Source organism: Mesorhizobium sp. B2-1-3A, assembly GCF_006442655.1.
Taxonomy (GTDB): Bacteria; Pseudomonadota; Alphaproteobacteria; order Rhizobiales; family Rhizobiaceae; genus Mesorhizobium.
Window position 1 is genome coordinate 229838 of record NZ_VFWK01000004.1, and the last position, 12942, is coordinate 242779.

The 12942-nt window shown below is 62.8% G+C and carries 14 protein-coding genes and 1 tRNA gene; 5 read left to right on the forward strand and 10 right to left on the reverse strand.

Annotated elements, in window-relative coordinates; all coding sequences use genetic code 11:
• Positions 1 to 491: 491 nt before the first annotated feature.
• The gene (locus tag FJ977_RS16795) at positions 492 to 632 is read right to left on the reverse strand and encodes a DUF1127 domain-containing protein (protein ID WP_065005581.1); all 141 of its coding nucleotides are present in this window, start codon (positions 630 to 632) and stop codon (positions 492 to 494) included.
• Positions 633 to 682: 50 nt separating this feature from the next.
• A complete protein-coding gene (locus FJ977_RS16800; protein ID WP_013531315.1) occupies positions 683 to 823 on the reverse strand; it encodes a DUF1127 domain-containing protein in 141 nt (46 codons plus the stop codon).
• A gap of 235 nt (positions 824 to 1058) precedes the next feature.
• Between FJ977_RS16800 and FJ977_RS16805 the strand changes: the two genes are divergently transcribed.
• Both FJ977_RS16805 and FJ977_RS16810 read left to right on the forward strand, forming a co-directional pair.
• Positions 1059 to 2177, forward strand: a complete 1119-nt coding sequence (locus FJ977_RS16805) for a DUF2157 domain-containing protein (RefSeq protein WP_140773169.1) — start codon at positions 1059 to 1061, stop codon at positions 2175 to 2177.
• Positions 2174 to 2758 (forward strand): GDYXXLXY domain-containing protein, encoded by a 585-nt coding sequence (locus FJ977_RS16810; RefSeq protein WP_140773170.1) that lies wholly within the window; start codon positions 2174 to 2176, stop codon positions 2756 to 2758. The genes FJ977_RS16805 and FJ977_RS16810 overlap by 4 nt, the downstream gene beginning before the upstream one ends.
• Positions 2759 to 2777: 19 nt before the next feature.
• Here the strand turns inward: FJ977_RS16810 and FJ977_RS16815 are convergent.
• Positions 2778 to 2860: transfer RNA gene (locus tag FJ977_RS16815), tRNA-Leu, on the reverse strand.
• Between the two features lie 354 nt (positions 2861 to 3214).
• Here FJ977_RS16815 and tig point away from each other — a divergent pair.
• From tig to FJ977_RS16830, 3 genes are all read left to right on the forward strand, one after another.
• A complete protein-coding gene (gene tig, locus FJ977_RS16820; protein WP_140773172.1) occupies positions 3215 to 4699 on the forward strand; it encodes a trigger factor in 1485 nt (494 codons plus the stop codon).
• A 165-nt stretch (positions 4700 to 4864) separates the two neighbouring features.
• Positions 4865 to 5389: a hypothetical protein gene (locus FJ977_RS16825; RefSeq protein WP_140773173.1), complete on the forward strand. Its 525-nt coding sequence runs from the start codon at positions 4865 to 4867 to the stop codon at positions 5387 to 5389.
• 150 nt (positions 5390 to 5539) lie between these two features.
• Positions 5540 to 5746: an SMP-30/gluconolactonase/LRE family protein gene (locus tag FJ977_RS16830; protein ID WP_246683127.1), complete on the forward strand. Its 207-nt coding sequence runs from the start codon at positions 5540 to 5542 to the stop codon at positions 5744 to 5746.
• A gap of 54 nt (positions 5747 to 5800) precedes the next feature.
• Here FJ977_RS16830 and FJ977_RS16835 read toward each other — a convergent pair whose 3' ends face one another.
• Genes FJ977_RS16835 through FJ977_RS16865 form a run of 7 tightly spaced genes read right to left on the reverse strand, consistent with a single transcriptional unit; the run spans position 5801 to position 12912 of the window.
• Positions 5801 to 7117 (reverse strand): ArgE/DapE family deacylase, encoded by a 1317-nt coding sequence (locus tag FJ977_RS16835; RefSeq protein ID WP_140773174.1) that lies wholly within the window; start codon positions 7115 to 7117, stop codon positions 5801 to 5803.
• Positions 7117 to 8076: an ABC transporter permease gene (locus FJ977_RS16840; protein WP_140773175.1), complete on the reverse strand. Its 960-nt coding sequence runs from the start codon at positions 8074 to 8076 to the stop codon at positions 7117 to 7119. Before FJ977_RS16840 ends, FJ977_RS16835 begins: the two co-directional genes overlap by 1 nt.
• On the reverse strand, positions 8073 to 9020 hold the full coding sequence (locus tag FJ977_RS16845) for an ABC transporter permease (RefSeq protein WP_246683129.1): 948 nt from the start codon (positions 9018 to 9020) through the stop codon (positions 8073 to 8075). Before FJ977_RS16845 ends, FJ977_RS16840 begins: the two co-directional genes overlap by 4 nt.
• Positions 9021 to 9066: 46 nt before the next feature.
• Positions 9067 to 10053: an autoinducer 2 ABC transporter substrate-binding protein gene (locus FJ977_RS16850; RefSeq protein ID WP_140773177.1), complete on the reverse strand. Its 987-nt coding sequence runs from the start codon at positions 10051 to 10053 to the stop codon at positions 9067 to 9069.
• A gap of 34 nt (positions 10054 to 10087) precedes the next feature.
• Complete coding sequence (locus FJ977_RS16855) at positions 10088 to 10858, reverse strand: ATP-binding cassette domain-containing protein (protein WP_140773179.1); 771 nt, start codon at positions 10856 to 10858, stop codon at positions 10088 to 10090.
• Positions 10859 to 10893: 35 nt separating this feature from the next.
• Positions 10894 to 11670: a glutamine amidotransferase gene (locus FJ977_RS16860; RefSeq protein WP_140773180.1), complete on the reverse strand. Its 777-nt coding sequence runs from the start codon at positions 11668 to 11670 to the stop codon at positions 10894 to 10896.
• A gap of 60 nt (positions 11671 to 11730) precedes the next feature.
• Positions 11731 to 12912, reverse strand: coding sequence for a PfkB family carbohydrate kinase (locus FJ977_RS16865; protein ID WP_140773181.1), 1182 nt, complete (start codon positions 12910 to 12912; stop codon positions 11731 to 11733).
• Between the last annotated feature and the right edge of the window lie 30 nt (positions 12913 to 12942).

Sequence of the window (12942 nt, forward strand, 5' to 3'; positions counted from 1 at the left end):
CTGCCCTGAAAACAACAACACCCGCCGGGGGAGGAGGTCCGGCGGGTGTCGTTTTGGGGGTCGACCCTCGGGAGGAGGTGAAGGCCGACCGTATTCGTCATCGCCGGGGAGGAGGTCGGCTTTGACGAAATTCCTTTCGCCATTTGAAGAGGGGCGAAACCTCTGGGGCAAAATCCGTTTGCCACCTGGGAAACAGCGCCCGCCGCGGGAGGAGGTGCGGCGGGCGCCGTTTGGTTGGCCAACCCTCGGGAGGAGGTGAAGGTTGGGCCTATTCGTCATCGCCGGGGAGGAGGTCGGCTTTGACGAAATTCCTTTCGCCATTTGAAGAGGGGCGAAACCTCTGGGGCAAAACTCGTTTGCCCCGGGGAAACAACGCCCGCCGTGGGAGGAGGTGCGGCGGGCGCCGTTTTGGTGGTCAACCCTTGGGAGGAGGGTAAGGGCTGACCGTCTTCGCTGGGCTCGGGGAGGAGGTCGATCCCAGCGAAATTCCGTTAGATCGCCTTGCGGGCGATGATCTTGATTTCGTCGCGGACGATACCGAGATCATGCAGCTGGCGGTTCGAAAGGCGACCCAGCTCGGTAACCGTCTCGCGATAAACGCGCCAGTTACGATAGTTGCGGATCAGGTTCATTGTCGTTCTCTTTTTTTGAAACTTGTTCGGACCATTCGCGGTCCGAAGAATTAGACCGCCTTGCGAGCGACGTATGGAATGTCGCTGCGGCTGATGCCGAGGTCGGTCAGTTCGCGGTTGCTCAGGCGGCTCAGCTCGGACACGGTGTCCCTGTAGCGGCGCCAGTTGCGGTAGTTGCGGATCAGGTTCATGGTAGTTCTCGTTTCGTCTTTCTTGCGGATCATTCCGTTTGTGTACGAACCATAAATAGGCGGGCCCATATCGATTTAAAAGCGCTATGGCTGCATGGCAGCAATGCAAATTGTGCAATGCAGCATTAACGCGCCTTCACGGACCTGACACAAAGAAGCCAGAATCAGAAAGTGCCGTGACGTCAACGGTTTGGCTGGTTCGGCTGAAAAAACCACCTAGCGGGGGAGGCAGGGCATGGCAGGGTACTCGACACGGGTCAGGTCCGACATCGCGCGGTGGCTGCAGACAGGCCTGATCGACGCAGCGACGGCCGATTCCCTGACGCGTGACGTCGAGGCCAACGCGCGCAAGTCGCTCAGCTTCGGTTCGATCCTGGCGATGATGGCGGCGCTGCTGTTTGGCGCGGCCATCCTGATCTTCGTCGCCGCCAACTGGGATGCGATCCCGCGGCTCGCTCGAGTGGCCGCTCTCTTTGCCATCATCCTTGGCGGCTATGTCGGCGGCGCGGTGCTGAAGACGCGCGACCATGCGGCGATCGGCGAAGCGCTGTGGATCGTGGCTGCTGCTGCTTTCGGCGGTTCGATCGCGCTGATCGGCCAGATGTATCATTTGTCCGGCGACGAGGCTTCCGCGCTGGTCACCTGGGGCGCTGGCACAGCGCTGGCGGCGGTGGCGCTACGGTCGAACCCGCTGACTGTCGCGGCGGTCGGTATCGCCGACGCCTGGCTGTTCCTGAAAGGGTTCGATTACTACAGCCGCAGCAACTTTCCGCATGCCTTCGTCATCATGGCGGTCGCGCTGTTTGCCGTCTCGTTCTGGACCCGCAGCCAGCCGGCGCGGCACCTGATCATCCTGTCGCTGCTCTTCTATCTCGTGCTGTTGGCCGGGAATCACGCGACGCTGCCGGTGGCGATCCCCCTTGTCGTTGTCTCCGCCGTGCTTTTCGCGGCTGCCGTCTTCGCACCGGAACCAGTCGACCGGATCGTGCAACTTGGCGGCCGCTTACCCTTGCATGCCCTGCTCGGCTTCCTCACCGGCCTGGCAATCATCCAGTTCGAACTGGCGGACGAAAGCACCTATAACAGCGGCTTCACCATCGCCTCGGTCGTCGCGCTTGCCGGCATTGTTGCCGCTATCGTGCTGGCGGGACGGGAAAGCCGAGGCCTGCGCTGGCTTGCCTATCTCGGCTTCGCCTTCGAACTCGCCATGATCTATGTCGTGACCTTGCAGTCGATGCTCGACACGGCCGGCTTCTTCCTGGCTGCCGCGGTGCTGCTCGGTATCCTGGCAGTCGTCATCATTCGCGTCGAAAAACGCATGAACGGTCCAGCGACCGGGGGAGCCACGGCATGATGACCGGAAAGAAACTTGTCATCTCGGCGCTGGTGCTGGCGCTCGTTCAGATAGGGTTCCTGAGCTGGATCATCGCCGGCCGGGCGGCGATCCTGCGCAACGGCAAGGACGTGCTGTTGAAGATCGAGCCCGTCGATCCGCGCGACCTGCTGCGCGGCGACTACATCATCCTCGGCTACGATATCTCGCGCATTCCGGTGAAAATGATCGCCAACATTCCCGCCGGCAAGTTCTCCAGCGACGACACCTCGATCGTGGTCCGCCTGAAGAAGGGTGCCGACGGCTACTGGGCGCCGACCACCGCCTGGTTCGGCAAGGCGCCGACGCCCGCTGCCGCCGACGAGGCCGATATTCTGGGCCATGTCGCCGAAGGCTGGGACCTGCGCAGCGAGGGCACGACGATCGCGCCGGACTACGGCATCGAGCGCTTCTACCTGCCCGAGGGCGAGGGCATCGCGATCCAGAACGACATGCGGGTGCGCCCGTTCGGGATACGCCTTGCGCTCGCCAGCGACGGTACCGCGCAGATCAAGGCGCTGGTCGACGGCGACAAGACGTTGTTCGAGGAGCCGCTCTATTAGTAATGTTGGATGTCGTCATTGGTGCGGGTAGAGGGACTCGAACCCCCACGATCTCTCGCCAGAACCTAAATCTGGTGCGTCTACCAGTTCCGCCATACCCGCATGGCCCGGCAATCTCATGTAGCCATCATTCTGTCAATGTCGGAGACAAGATGTCGGGTCAGGGCCGAAATGCTGGTTATTCGCCTAAACGCGAAGACTGTTGAAAATTAGCCTCGCCTGTGACAAAAGGCGTGTCAAATGTGACGGGACGCGACGATCCGCTTCTACAGAATGTGATAAGAAGTAGGAAAAACAAGAACTTATTCACATTTTGGAACGCAGTTTGGGAGAGTTTGAGTATTTCGGTCAAATCGCCAGGTTCCGTACCAAAAGCCATTCCCGGCAAGATTATACCGGCAGGCTGTAAACGGCAGAGGCCGTGGCAGTCTCATTGGTGAAAACAAAGGTTTTACGATGCAGGTCACCGAAACGCTCAACTCCGGTCTCAAGCGCGAGATCAAGATCACCGTGCCGGCCGGTGACATGGAAGCCAAGCTGATGGCGCGGCTGTCGGACGCGCGCAACAAGGTCCGCATCAACGGCTTCCGCCCCGGCAAGGTGCCGGTGCAGCACCTGCGCAAGGTCTACGGCAAGTCGTTCATGGCCGAAGTGGTCAACGAGATCCTCAATGATTCGACCCGTTCGATCATTACCGGCCGCGGCGAAAAGGCCGCCATGCAGCCCGAAGTCATCATGACCGAGGACGAGAAGGAAGCCGAGAAGATCCTGGCCGGCGGCACCGACTTCGAATTCCGCCTCAACTATGAGGTCATCCCGGCGATCGAGATCAAGGATTTCTCCGACATCAAGGTGACGCGCCAGGTGTTCGACGTGCCGGACAGCGAGATCGACGAGCAGGTCAAGCGCGTCGCCGAATCGGCTCGCAGCTACGAGCCGAAGACCGGCAAGGCAGCCGAAGGCGACCGCGTCAGCATCGACTATGTCGGCAAGATCGACGGCGAGGCCTTTGCCGGCGGCGCCGGCACCGATCAGCCGCTGGTGCTGGGCTCCAAGGAGTTCATCCCGGGTTTCGAGGACCAACTCATCGGCGCCAAGGCGGGCGACGAAAAGCAGGTCACCGTGACCTTCCCGGAAAACTACCAGGCGGCGCATCTGGCCGGCAAGGAAGCGACCTTCGACGTCACCGTCAAGGAAGTGTCGAAGCCGGGCGAACTGGAAATCAACGACGAGACCGCCAAGAACCTTGGCCTGGAATCGCTGGAGCGCCTGCGCGAGATCGTACGCGGCCAGATCGAGAACCAGTTCGGCTCGATGACGCGCCAGAAGGTCAAGCGCCAACTGCTCGACCAGCTCGATGCGGCCTATTCGTTCGAGGCGCCGTCGAAGCTCATCGACGCCGAGTTCAACAACATCTGGGCGCAGGTCAATCGCGATCTGGAAGCCGCCGGCCGCACCTTCGCCGATGAAGAGACGACCGAGGAAGAAGCCCGCGCCGAATATCTGCGTCTTGCCGAGCGCCGCGTGCGCCTCGGCCTGGTGCTGGCCGAGATCGGCGAGAAGGCAGGTGTCACCGTATCGGACGAGGAATTGCAGCGCGGCCTGTTCGAGCAGGTTCGCCGCTTCCCGGCCAACCAGCAGCAGGAAGCTTTCGAGTTCTACCGCAGCAACCCCGAGGCGCTGAACGCGCTGCGCGCACCGATGTTCGAGGAAAAGGTGGTCGATCACCTGCTCGGCCAGATTTCGGTCACCGACGTCAAGGTCAGCAAGGAAGAGCTGATGGCCGATGACGAGGAAGCGGAAACCACGACCAAGGCGAAGCCCGCGAAGAAGGCGGCGGCCAAGAAGGCCGAAGCCAAGGCGAGCGAGGCCGGCGACGAGGCGGAAGAGCCTAAGAAGAAGGCTGCGCCGAAGAAGAAGGCCGCCAAGGACGCCGAATAAGTTTCCCGCACTCGATGGAATCGACGAAGGCCGCCCTCGGGGCGGCCTTTTTCGTTGCGAAACTGCAACAGCCGGTTCGCTTCTCGGGACGCGGCACTTGGCGATACCAGGCGTTGATCATTATCTGCGCTGCTGCTGCAAACCGTATGGTTCCTGGAGGGGGCGTTGAGCCTATTCTTTGAAACGGGGCGTACTGTCGCCTTGGCGCTCGTTCTGGCCTTCGCCTGTGATCTTGCCCAAGCCGGCGCGCTTGCCGGCGACTGGCGCTTCGGCACGGACGACGCCGGCCTTGTCACTGCTTCGCTTCATGCCACCAACAAGCTGATCACCGGCGGCGGCGCCTTGAGCTACAGCCCGGTGCTGACCATTGCCTGCCGGGCGGACGGCGAACCGCGCTGGACCGAATGGCTGCAGTTGAATGACGGGGTTTCGGCCAGCCGCAAGATCACCATGTCGGTCAGCGTCGACGGCGGCGGCAAGTTCGACGAGAGCTGGTCGGTCGGGTCACGCGGCCGAATGCTGGTGCGCGACGGCGCCGACGGCATCAAGCGCCTTGTTCCCGCAAGCCGGCTGTCGCTTTCCTGGCGGTTCGGATTGTTGTCAGGTCGCGGCCAGGCGGATTTCGACCTTGCCGGGCTTGAAGAGGCGGTCGAGCAGATCGCCGGGACCTGCCGGACCGATCCGCCTTGAGCGCGGCCGGGGTCTAAACCTTCGCAATGCTTGGGTTTTTCTACCCGCGGCCTGGATTCCATGGTATGTTGGCGCTGCAATTCCACCGGGGAGATATTCCGCCCAGGCGCGATCGTCCGAGGCATAAATGGCGATCAGGGAGGAAATGCCATGCGCGCTATCGTCAATGACGGCCGCCTGGTGCGCTACGTGCCTGACGCCCCCGTCGATCGCATCTTCGACATGTCGGTGAAGACGATCACCAGCGTGAGGTTTGGCCGGCCGAACCTCGCACGATCTACGGTCAAGCCGCTGCTGCCGCGCCTCCCTGCGGCGTATCGCACGGCAGCCTGTTCGCCATCAGCGGTATCGGCGTAACCGGCGTTCCCGAACCGCGATTTGGCGGGTGAGGATCGGTGTTTCCGCTACCTGCTAGCGGCACCATTTCTCGACGGCGATCGCAATCGCCTTTGTGCAATCGACGAGATCGCGCACCGACACCCGTTCGTTCGGCTGATGCGCCTGTGCCGGATCGCCAGGACCGAAATTGACGGTCGGCGTGTTGCCAAGCCCGGTCGGCAGGCCGATGTCGCTGTGCGCGCCGAAACCGCTGAGGATCGGTGACAGCTTGGCGTCCTCGACCGCTTGCTGGAAGACGCCGACGAACGGATTGTCCGACGGGATCTCGGCGCAGTCGGCGTCAAGGATCCATTCGACGCGGGCCGGGCGCTCTCGCAGATAGGGGTCCGCCTGGCAGACATTGGCGATGTGTTCTTCGATTTCGCGTTTGACGTTGCCGCCCAGCCTGAATTCGTCGTGCTCGCTCGGCAGATACTGCGCGTCGATGATGATCTCGCCGCGTCCTGCCATGGAGGAGGGGTGTTCGCCGGCATTGATCTGGGTGACGATGATCTGGTTGGGCAGGTCCATCAGCGGATGGTTCTTCCTGGGATCGAACATCCAGCGCCGGTTGAGAATGTCGATACCGTCGAGGATTTGCCGGCAAAGCTGAACGGCATCGACCGGGCCGCTCGAATACCAGGCATTCGGCGTGAGTTCGGCGTGGCCGCCTATGCCGTCGATGATGATCCTGCCCCACAGGATGCCGTGGCAGAGCGGCGCTATTCTGTTTGCCGTCGGTTCGGTCATGATGCCGGCGTCGGCGCGAAAGCCGCGATCAACCATGGCGAGCGAGCCCATGCCGCCGATCTCCTCGTCGACGACGGTGGTGAAGACGATGTCGCCGGACAGGGGAATGTCGAGCTCCCTAAGGATCTCGACGGCCATCAGCATGCAGGCGACGCCGCCCTTCATGTCGACCGTGCCGCGGCCGTGCAGAAATCCATCCTTGAGGACGGGCTGGAACGGGTCGGTCGCCCAGTGGCTGGCGGCGCCGGGCGGCACGACGTCGATGTGGCCGGTGAGCATGATGGAACGTCCGCCGCCGGTGCCCTTCAGGACGCCGCCGAGATTGGGCCGGCCGTCGAAGGTCCGACCCTTGTTGGCGCCGGCGCGGCCTTTGTATTTTTCATAGAGCGCCGGACCGTCCGGATCCCAGAGATCGGTCGTGAAACCGAGCGCTTCGATGCGTTTTTGCAGATAGAGCTGGCAATCGCGCTCGCCCGGCCCGGCCTCCTTGGGATTGGATTTTACGATCGAAGGGAAGGCGACGAGATCGCTCAGCGTTGCGACGATGCGGTCGGCTGCTGCCTCGACGCGTGCGGCGATGATCTCTTCTTTGGACGGCATCATGATCTCCAACGTTGGGAAAGTCGGTCGGCGAGAAGGACGAAAACCAGAAGGGCGCCGACAATCCCCACCTGCCAAACCGTGTTGATGTTCAATTGCAGAAGACCGGTCTTCAGCGTGACCAGCAGCAGGACCGCCGCGAAAACGCCGCCGACGCCACCGCGCCCGCCGGTGATGACGATGCCCCCCAACATGGCGGCGGTCAGCGATTCAAGTTCGAGGTTCTGGCCGATATTGGGCCTGCCGCTGCCGAGCCAGGCGAGCGAAACCAGACCGGCGGCACCGGCGAGCGCTCCGCTCAAGCAATAGAGAATGAAGCGCACGCGATCGACCGGAATGCCGACCAGCTTGGCCGAGCGTTCATTGAAGCCCATGGCGTAGATCCAGCGCCCCCAGGCCGTCGAGATCAGCACCAGGCCAGTGAGGGCGAAGCACGGGATGGCAAGTGTAAGGAAGGGCATGGGAATGCCCATGACGACGCCACGCCCCCAGACAAGCAGCCAGGACGGCACGCCGGCCTGGGCGGCACCGCCGGTGACGGCGAGTGCCGCGCCCGAATAGACGAAGAATGTGCCGAGCGTCGCTATGAAGGGAAGCAGGGCAAGCCCGTTGACCAGCCATCCGTTCAATGCGCCGAGCACCGCCCCGGCCAGGATGCAGACGACCGGCAGCAGGACAGGTGGCAGGCCCAGCTTGATGCAAAGCATTGCGACGATGGCGGATAAAGAGACCGCGCCGCCGACCGACAGGTCGATGCCGGCGCCACCGGCCAGGATAACCAACGCCTGGCCGAGGCCAACCAGCGCCAGGATCGTCGAGAACTGAAGAATGGTGGTGACCGTGCCGAGATTGAAGACCGAAGGCCTGAGCGCCAGCAGGCCGACAATCACGATCAGCCAGAGTGCGCAGAGCAAGGCCAGGGTGAGGGCTGGGCCCTGCAGATTGCGGAGCGTCTTCATGCGCGGGCCCGCTGTATCAGGCCAAGCGGCAGCCGGTTGGAGACGGCTTCGAAGCCGAGCACGCCGATGATGAGAACGCCGGTGACGACGGGCTGCCAGAGCGAGGGGACACCGATCAGCAGCAGCCCGTTCTGGAGGATTCTCAAAAGCAGCACGCCGAGCACGGTGCCAATCAGGCTGCATTTGCCGCCCAATATGCTCGTGCCGCCGAGAATGACCGCGGCAATGGCATCGAGCGCCAGCGTGCTGCCGACCGTCATTTCCACATTGCGGTAGGTGGCGACATAGAAAGTGGCGGCAATACCGATCAGAAGGCCGCTGATGAGGAAGGTCATGAAGCGGGTCTTGATGACCGGTATACCCGACAGCCGCGCCTTTTCCTCCGAATTGCCGATCGCCAGCAGATGCAGCCCGTAGGGCGTCCGCCGCAACGCCAGCCAGACGATGAGATAGGCAATGGCGATCACCAGGGCGGGAACGGGGACGCCGAGTACGGTTGTTGCAAGGATGTTGGTGAGGCTCGAGGGCAGGCCGGAAAGCCATTGCCCGCCGAGCAGGACGAAGACGGCGGTGCGGTAGACGCCGAGCAGGCCGAGCGTTCCGACGATGGCGGGGACGCGGCCGAGGACGACGACAATTGCCGTCACGCATCCAAGCAGCGCCCCGACCAGCGGACCGACAATGATCGCCAGCACCGGACTGCCATCGGCACCGAGCACGCGGCCGATGGCGATGGCCGCGAGCCCCATGACGATGCCGATCGACACATCGATGCCGCCCATGGCCAGCAGCAAGGTCATGCCAAGGCCGACAAGCAGCAGTTCGACACTGTTGCGCAGCACCGTCGCCGCATTGCCAGAGGTGGCATAGTGAGGCGATGCGACGGAAAAGATGACGATCGCCAGCAAACAGGCGACAAGCAGAGACCACTCTCGTCCGTTCATGGAGAAGACACCGTTTGCAGATTGTCGCACCGCGCTCATGTCAGGCTCAGAAGTTGAACTTGTCGACGTTGTCCTTGGTGAAGACAGCCGGCGGCCCGAGCAGCAGAATGCCCTTGGCGGCGTCATAGGTGACGGGCTTTTCCAGGCCGGCGATCTTGTTCTCGGCCTCGAAGGTCTTGCCGTCGATCAGCTGTTTGCCGGCCCAGACCGTGAGATAGCCGAGCTGCTCGGGATCCCACAGAACGGTGAAGCCGAAGGCGCCGCTCTTCAGGTAGGAACGCGCGGTGTTCGGGCTGCAATAGCCGGCGCCGATGACCGAACCGATCTTGCCGGCGGTCTCGATGGCCTGGGCGACACCCGGGCAGGTCGAGGATGCAACGGCGATGATGGCCTTGATGTCGGGGTTGGCGGCCATGAGATCACCTGATATTTGCGCGGCGCGCTCCGCCGTGCCGCCGGCGAATTGCGGGGCGAGCAGCTTCAGCTTCGGATATTTGGCCGTGGCTTGCTTCTGCATGAAGCCGATCCAGGCGTTGAGGTTGGACGCCGTCGCCTCGCCAGAGACGATGCCGATCGTTGCGTCCTCGCCGACGCGCTTGACGAGTTCGTCGACGATGGTCGTGCCAAGGCCCTCGTCGGTTGCCTGGGCCACATAGACCGCGCGGCCGCTGTCGGGCGCATCGCTGTCGCTGGTGAACAGTTTGATGCCCTTGGCCTTGGCGCTCTCGACCACCGGGGCGATGCTGGAGGCATCAAGCACGCTGACCGAGACCGCCTCGACGCCCTGGTCGATCAGGTTCTGCACGATCTGCAACTGGTCGACCGGGTTGGTGTCGACCGGGCCGGAATAGATGAAGTCGACGCCGAGATCCTTGGCGGCGCGATTGCCGCCGGCTTCCATGGCGTTGAAATAGGGGATGCCGATCAGCTGTGGGACAAAGGCAACCTTGTGCTTGTCCGCGGCATGCGCCGCCGTGGCAACGACGAGTGACAATGCGGAGGCGGCGAGCACTTTCTTGAGTTGTGAAAGCATTTTGGTTTGATCCTCTCTGGAAATGACGTGCGTTTCAGTTTGTTTTTTCGAGCGCCCGCACGTCGGGATGAGCGCCTGTTATGAGCGAAACGACTTCCTCGTGATTGGTCTCGGTGGCCAGCCGTTCGGCCACCTTGCGGCCGCGCCGGAACACGACGATGCGGTCGGCAACCTCGAAGACTTCGGAAATATTGTGGCTGATGAGGACGACGGCGCAGCCGCGCGCGGCGAGCCGCCGTGTCAGTGCCAGCACCTTGCGGGTCTCGGCCACGGCAAGGGCCGCCGTCGGCTCGTCCATGATGACCAGCTTGGCATTGAGATTGAGCGCCCGGCAGATGGCGACGGCCTGGCGCTGGCCGCCGGACAGGCTTCCGACAGGCGCTTCCGGGTCGGAGATATGGGCATCGAGTTCTTTCAGCAGGCCGTCGACGCGCTGGCGCATTTCCTGGCGCTTGAGGAATGGGATACCAAAAATGGAGCGTTTCAATTCTCGGCCGAGAAACACGTTCTCCGCGATCGAAAGGTTCTCGGAAAGCGCCAATTCCTGGAAGATCGTCGCGATCCCCGAGGACGCTGCATCCTTGGGTGAGGAAAAGGCGACCGGCCTGCCTTCGATGACGAGTTCGCCATCGCTCGGCGCATGGGCGCCGGCCAGGATCTTGATGAAGGTCGATTTGCCCGCGCCATTGTCGCCGAGCAGCGCCAGCACCTCGCCGGAGCGGATCTCCAGGTCGACATTCGCCAGCGCGGTCAGCGCGCCGAAGCGCTTGGCGATGTTTCTGGCCACAAGAAACGGTGCTGTCATGGTGGTTCCCCAGCGTTGCTGATCGGGCTGAGTGGCTAGATGGTCTTGCTCACCCAGCGCAGCACATTGGTCCAAAGGCGCGCATAGCCGGGCCACTCGACAAAGCTGTTGGGCAGCCAGTGCGGGCCGATGTCCGATGTCCAGACCAGGGTGCGGCCTTCGCCATGGCGCCCGGTGACGAGCAGCGGGTGACCGCCCTGGTCCTGCGGCAGCCGCGCCAGCACTTCGACATCGTCGCGGTCGCGGGCAACGACCTCGTTGGCGCCGAGAAGAATGGGCCATTCGCCGTCGATGCCGGCAAAGAGCGGATGATCCCTGGGGCCAGTGATCTCGGGCCGAAAGCCCTCAGGAATTTCCAGCCGGTCGTCATTGGGCAGGCAGGTGACCGGCAGCGCATCCTCGACAGCCGTGCGATGCCAGCGCGCCTTGCCGTCGATGCCCTGGAAGGAGAAATAGCCGCCGATCATGATCAGTCCGCCGCCGGCCAGCGTCCAGTCGCGCAGAAGCTTGAGCCGGTTGGGGACCGTCTTGCCGTGCAGCCAGACATCGGGATGGAGCAGCAGCGAGTTCGCACCGATGTCGGACAGGATGATCGCCCTGTATTGCGACAGGCCTTCCATGGTGAAAGGCAGCTTTTCGACAGCCTCATGGGCCGGCATGTAATCGAGATCGAACTCGCTGTCCTTCAAGGCGTTGACGAGCGGTGTCGCGCCCAGATGAAAGGTGACGCTGCCGAACTGATCGAAGCCCTTGTAGTGGGTTGCCGAACTCATCCAGCTCTCGCCGACCAGAAGGACTTTTGCTTTCGCCATGATCATATTCTCCTGATTTCGCTTGATGGGCGGATGTCCAGAAATCGATAAGTCTTTGATCTAACTTGCCATAACGGTGTCGCTCGCCAAGGCATTGGCCTTCAGGGTCGCGAAATCCGCGATGTAGCCCTGCGCGCCTTCGACCGTGGTCGTCAGGCTCGCGCCGATCGCGGCATAGCGGGCGGCGGCGTCCAGCGACGCGCCATGCAGCCACAGGCTCAGGAAGATGCCGGCGAAGCTGTCGCCGGCGCCGGTAGCGTCGACGCGGTTGACAGGAAGTGCCGGCACTTCGATCTGTGGGCCGCCGCCAGCCGGGAAGACGACCGCGCCAAACTCGCCAAGGGTGAGCACGACGGTTCCACGCGGCTTGATGCGTGACAGCATCAGCCGCACCTCGTCGATCATGCTTGCGATTCCGGTGCGAAAGCCGAAAATCTCGCGCATCATCACGTCGTTGATGAAGGTCAGGTCGATCTGCCTGACCATCTGCGCGAAGGTTTCCGGCGTGCGCGCGCTTTTGGGCAAGCCGGCCGAATGCAGGCTGACCTTCCAGCCGGCCTGATGAAAGCGCGTGATGGAGGCGGTCATCGTCTCATAGTGGAAGCCTTCGATATGCAGGCAGGTGGGGCGCTGCTCGGGCTGGATGTCCAGATTGGCGGTCAGGTCGACCTCACCCAGTTCGAACGGTTCGCTGATGATGGTGCGGCTGCCGTTGCGCTCGATGATGACGATCGCCTGCGAAAGCCGGTTGTTGGGCGTGCTGCGGATGGGGAGGGCGTGGACGCCCAGCTTGGAAAGTTCGCCCAGCGCCCAGTCGCTTTCCGCATCCCTGCCGACCGCCGTCGCCAGTTCCACGTCAAGAGCGTAGGGCGCCCCGACGCCGGCCGCGGCAACCGCGAGATTGGCGGCTGGGCCGCCCAGCGCCTTTTCGATATGGCTGGCGGTGATCCGGTCGTCTCTATGCGGCAGCACGTCGACGCGGCACAGGAAGTCGACGCTGACGCGTCCGGCGACCAGAAGCCTTGGCAGGTGATCGAGGTTTTTTGGTCTGCGCAATGCGCGGCCGGGCAGGGAGCGCGCGAAGGAACTCGGCCGGTACATCAGCGCGGCGACCGCCTTCTCGATGCGGTCGCGAGTGTCTTCCCTGAGGCCGGCTGTGCCATTGATGAAGTTCGAGACCGTGCCGATGGAAACACCGGCGGTCCGTGCGACATCCGCTATGGTAGGGCGCTTGCGTTGCAATTGCCTGGTTCCGATTGAAGCGTTTCAAAC

Excerpts from the sequence above, each read along its gene's own strand:
- FJ977_RS16795 (WP_065005581.1), bottom strand. The coding sequence starts at position 632 with ATGAACCTGATCCGCAACTATCGTAACTGGCGCGTTTATCGCGAGACG.
- FJ977_RS16800 (WP_013531315.1), bottom strand. The coding sequence starts at position 823 with ATGAACCTGATCCGCAACTACCGCAACTGGCGCCGCTACAGGGACACC.
- FJ977_RS16805 (WP_140773169.1), top strand. The coding sequence starts at position 1,059 with ATGGCAGGGTACTCGACACGGGTCAGGTCCGACATCGCGCGGTGGCTG.
- FJ977_RS16810 (WP_140773170.1), top strand. The coding sequence starts at position 2,174 with ATGATGACCGGAAAGAAACTTGTCATCTCGGCGCTGGTGCTGGCGCTC.
- tig (WP_140773172.1), top strand. The coding sequence starts at position 3,215 with ATGCAGGTCACCGAAACGCTCAACTCCGGTCTCAAGCGCGAGATCAAG.
- FJ977_RS16830 (WP_246683127.1), top strand. The coding sequence starts at position 5,540 with ATGCGCGCTATCGTCAATGACGGCCGCCTGGTGCGCTACGTGCCTGAC.
- FJ977_RS16835 (WP_140773174.1), bottom strand. The coding sequence starts at position 7,117 with ATGCCGTCCAAAGAAGAGATCATCGCCGCACGCGTCGAGGCAGCAGCC.
- FJ977_RS16840 (WP_140773175.1), bottom strand. The coding sequence starts at position 8,076 with ATGAAGACGCTCCGCAATCTGCAGGGCCCAGCCCTCACCCTGGCCTTG.
- FJ977_RS16845 (WP_246683129.1), bottom strand. The coding sequence starts at position 9,020 with ATGAACGGACGAGAGTGGTCTCTGCTTGTCGCCTGTTTGCTGGCGATC.
- FJ977_RS16850 (WP_140773177.1), bottom strand. The coding sequence starts at position 10,053 with ATGCTTTCACAACTCAAGAAAGTGCTCGCCGCCTCCGCATTGTCACTC.
- FJ977_RS16855 (WP_140773179.1), bottom strand. The coding sequence starts at position 10,858 with ATGACAGCACCGTTTCTTGTGGCCAGAAACATCGCCAAGCGCTTCGGC.
- FJ977_RS16860 (WP_140773180.1), bottom strand. The coding sequence starts at position 11,670 with ATGGCGAAAGCAAAAGTCCTTCTGGTCGGCGAGAGCTGGATGAGTTCG.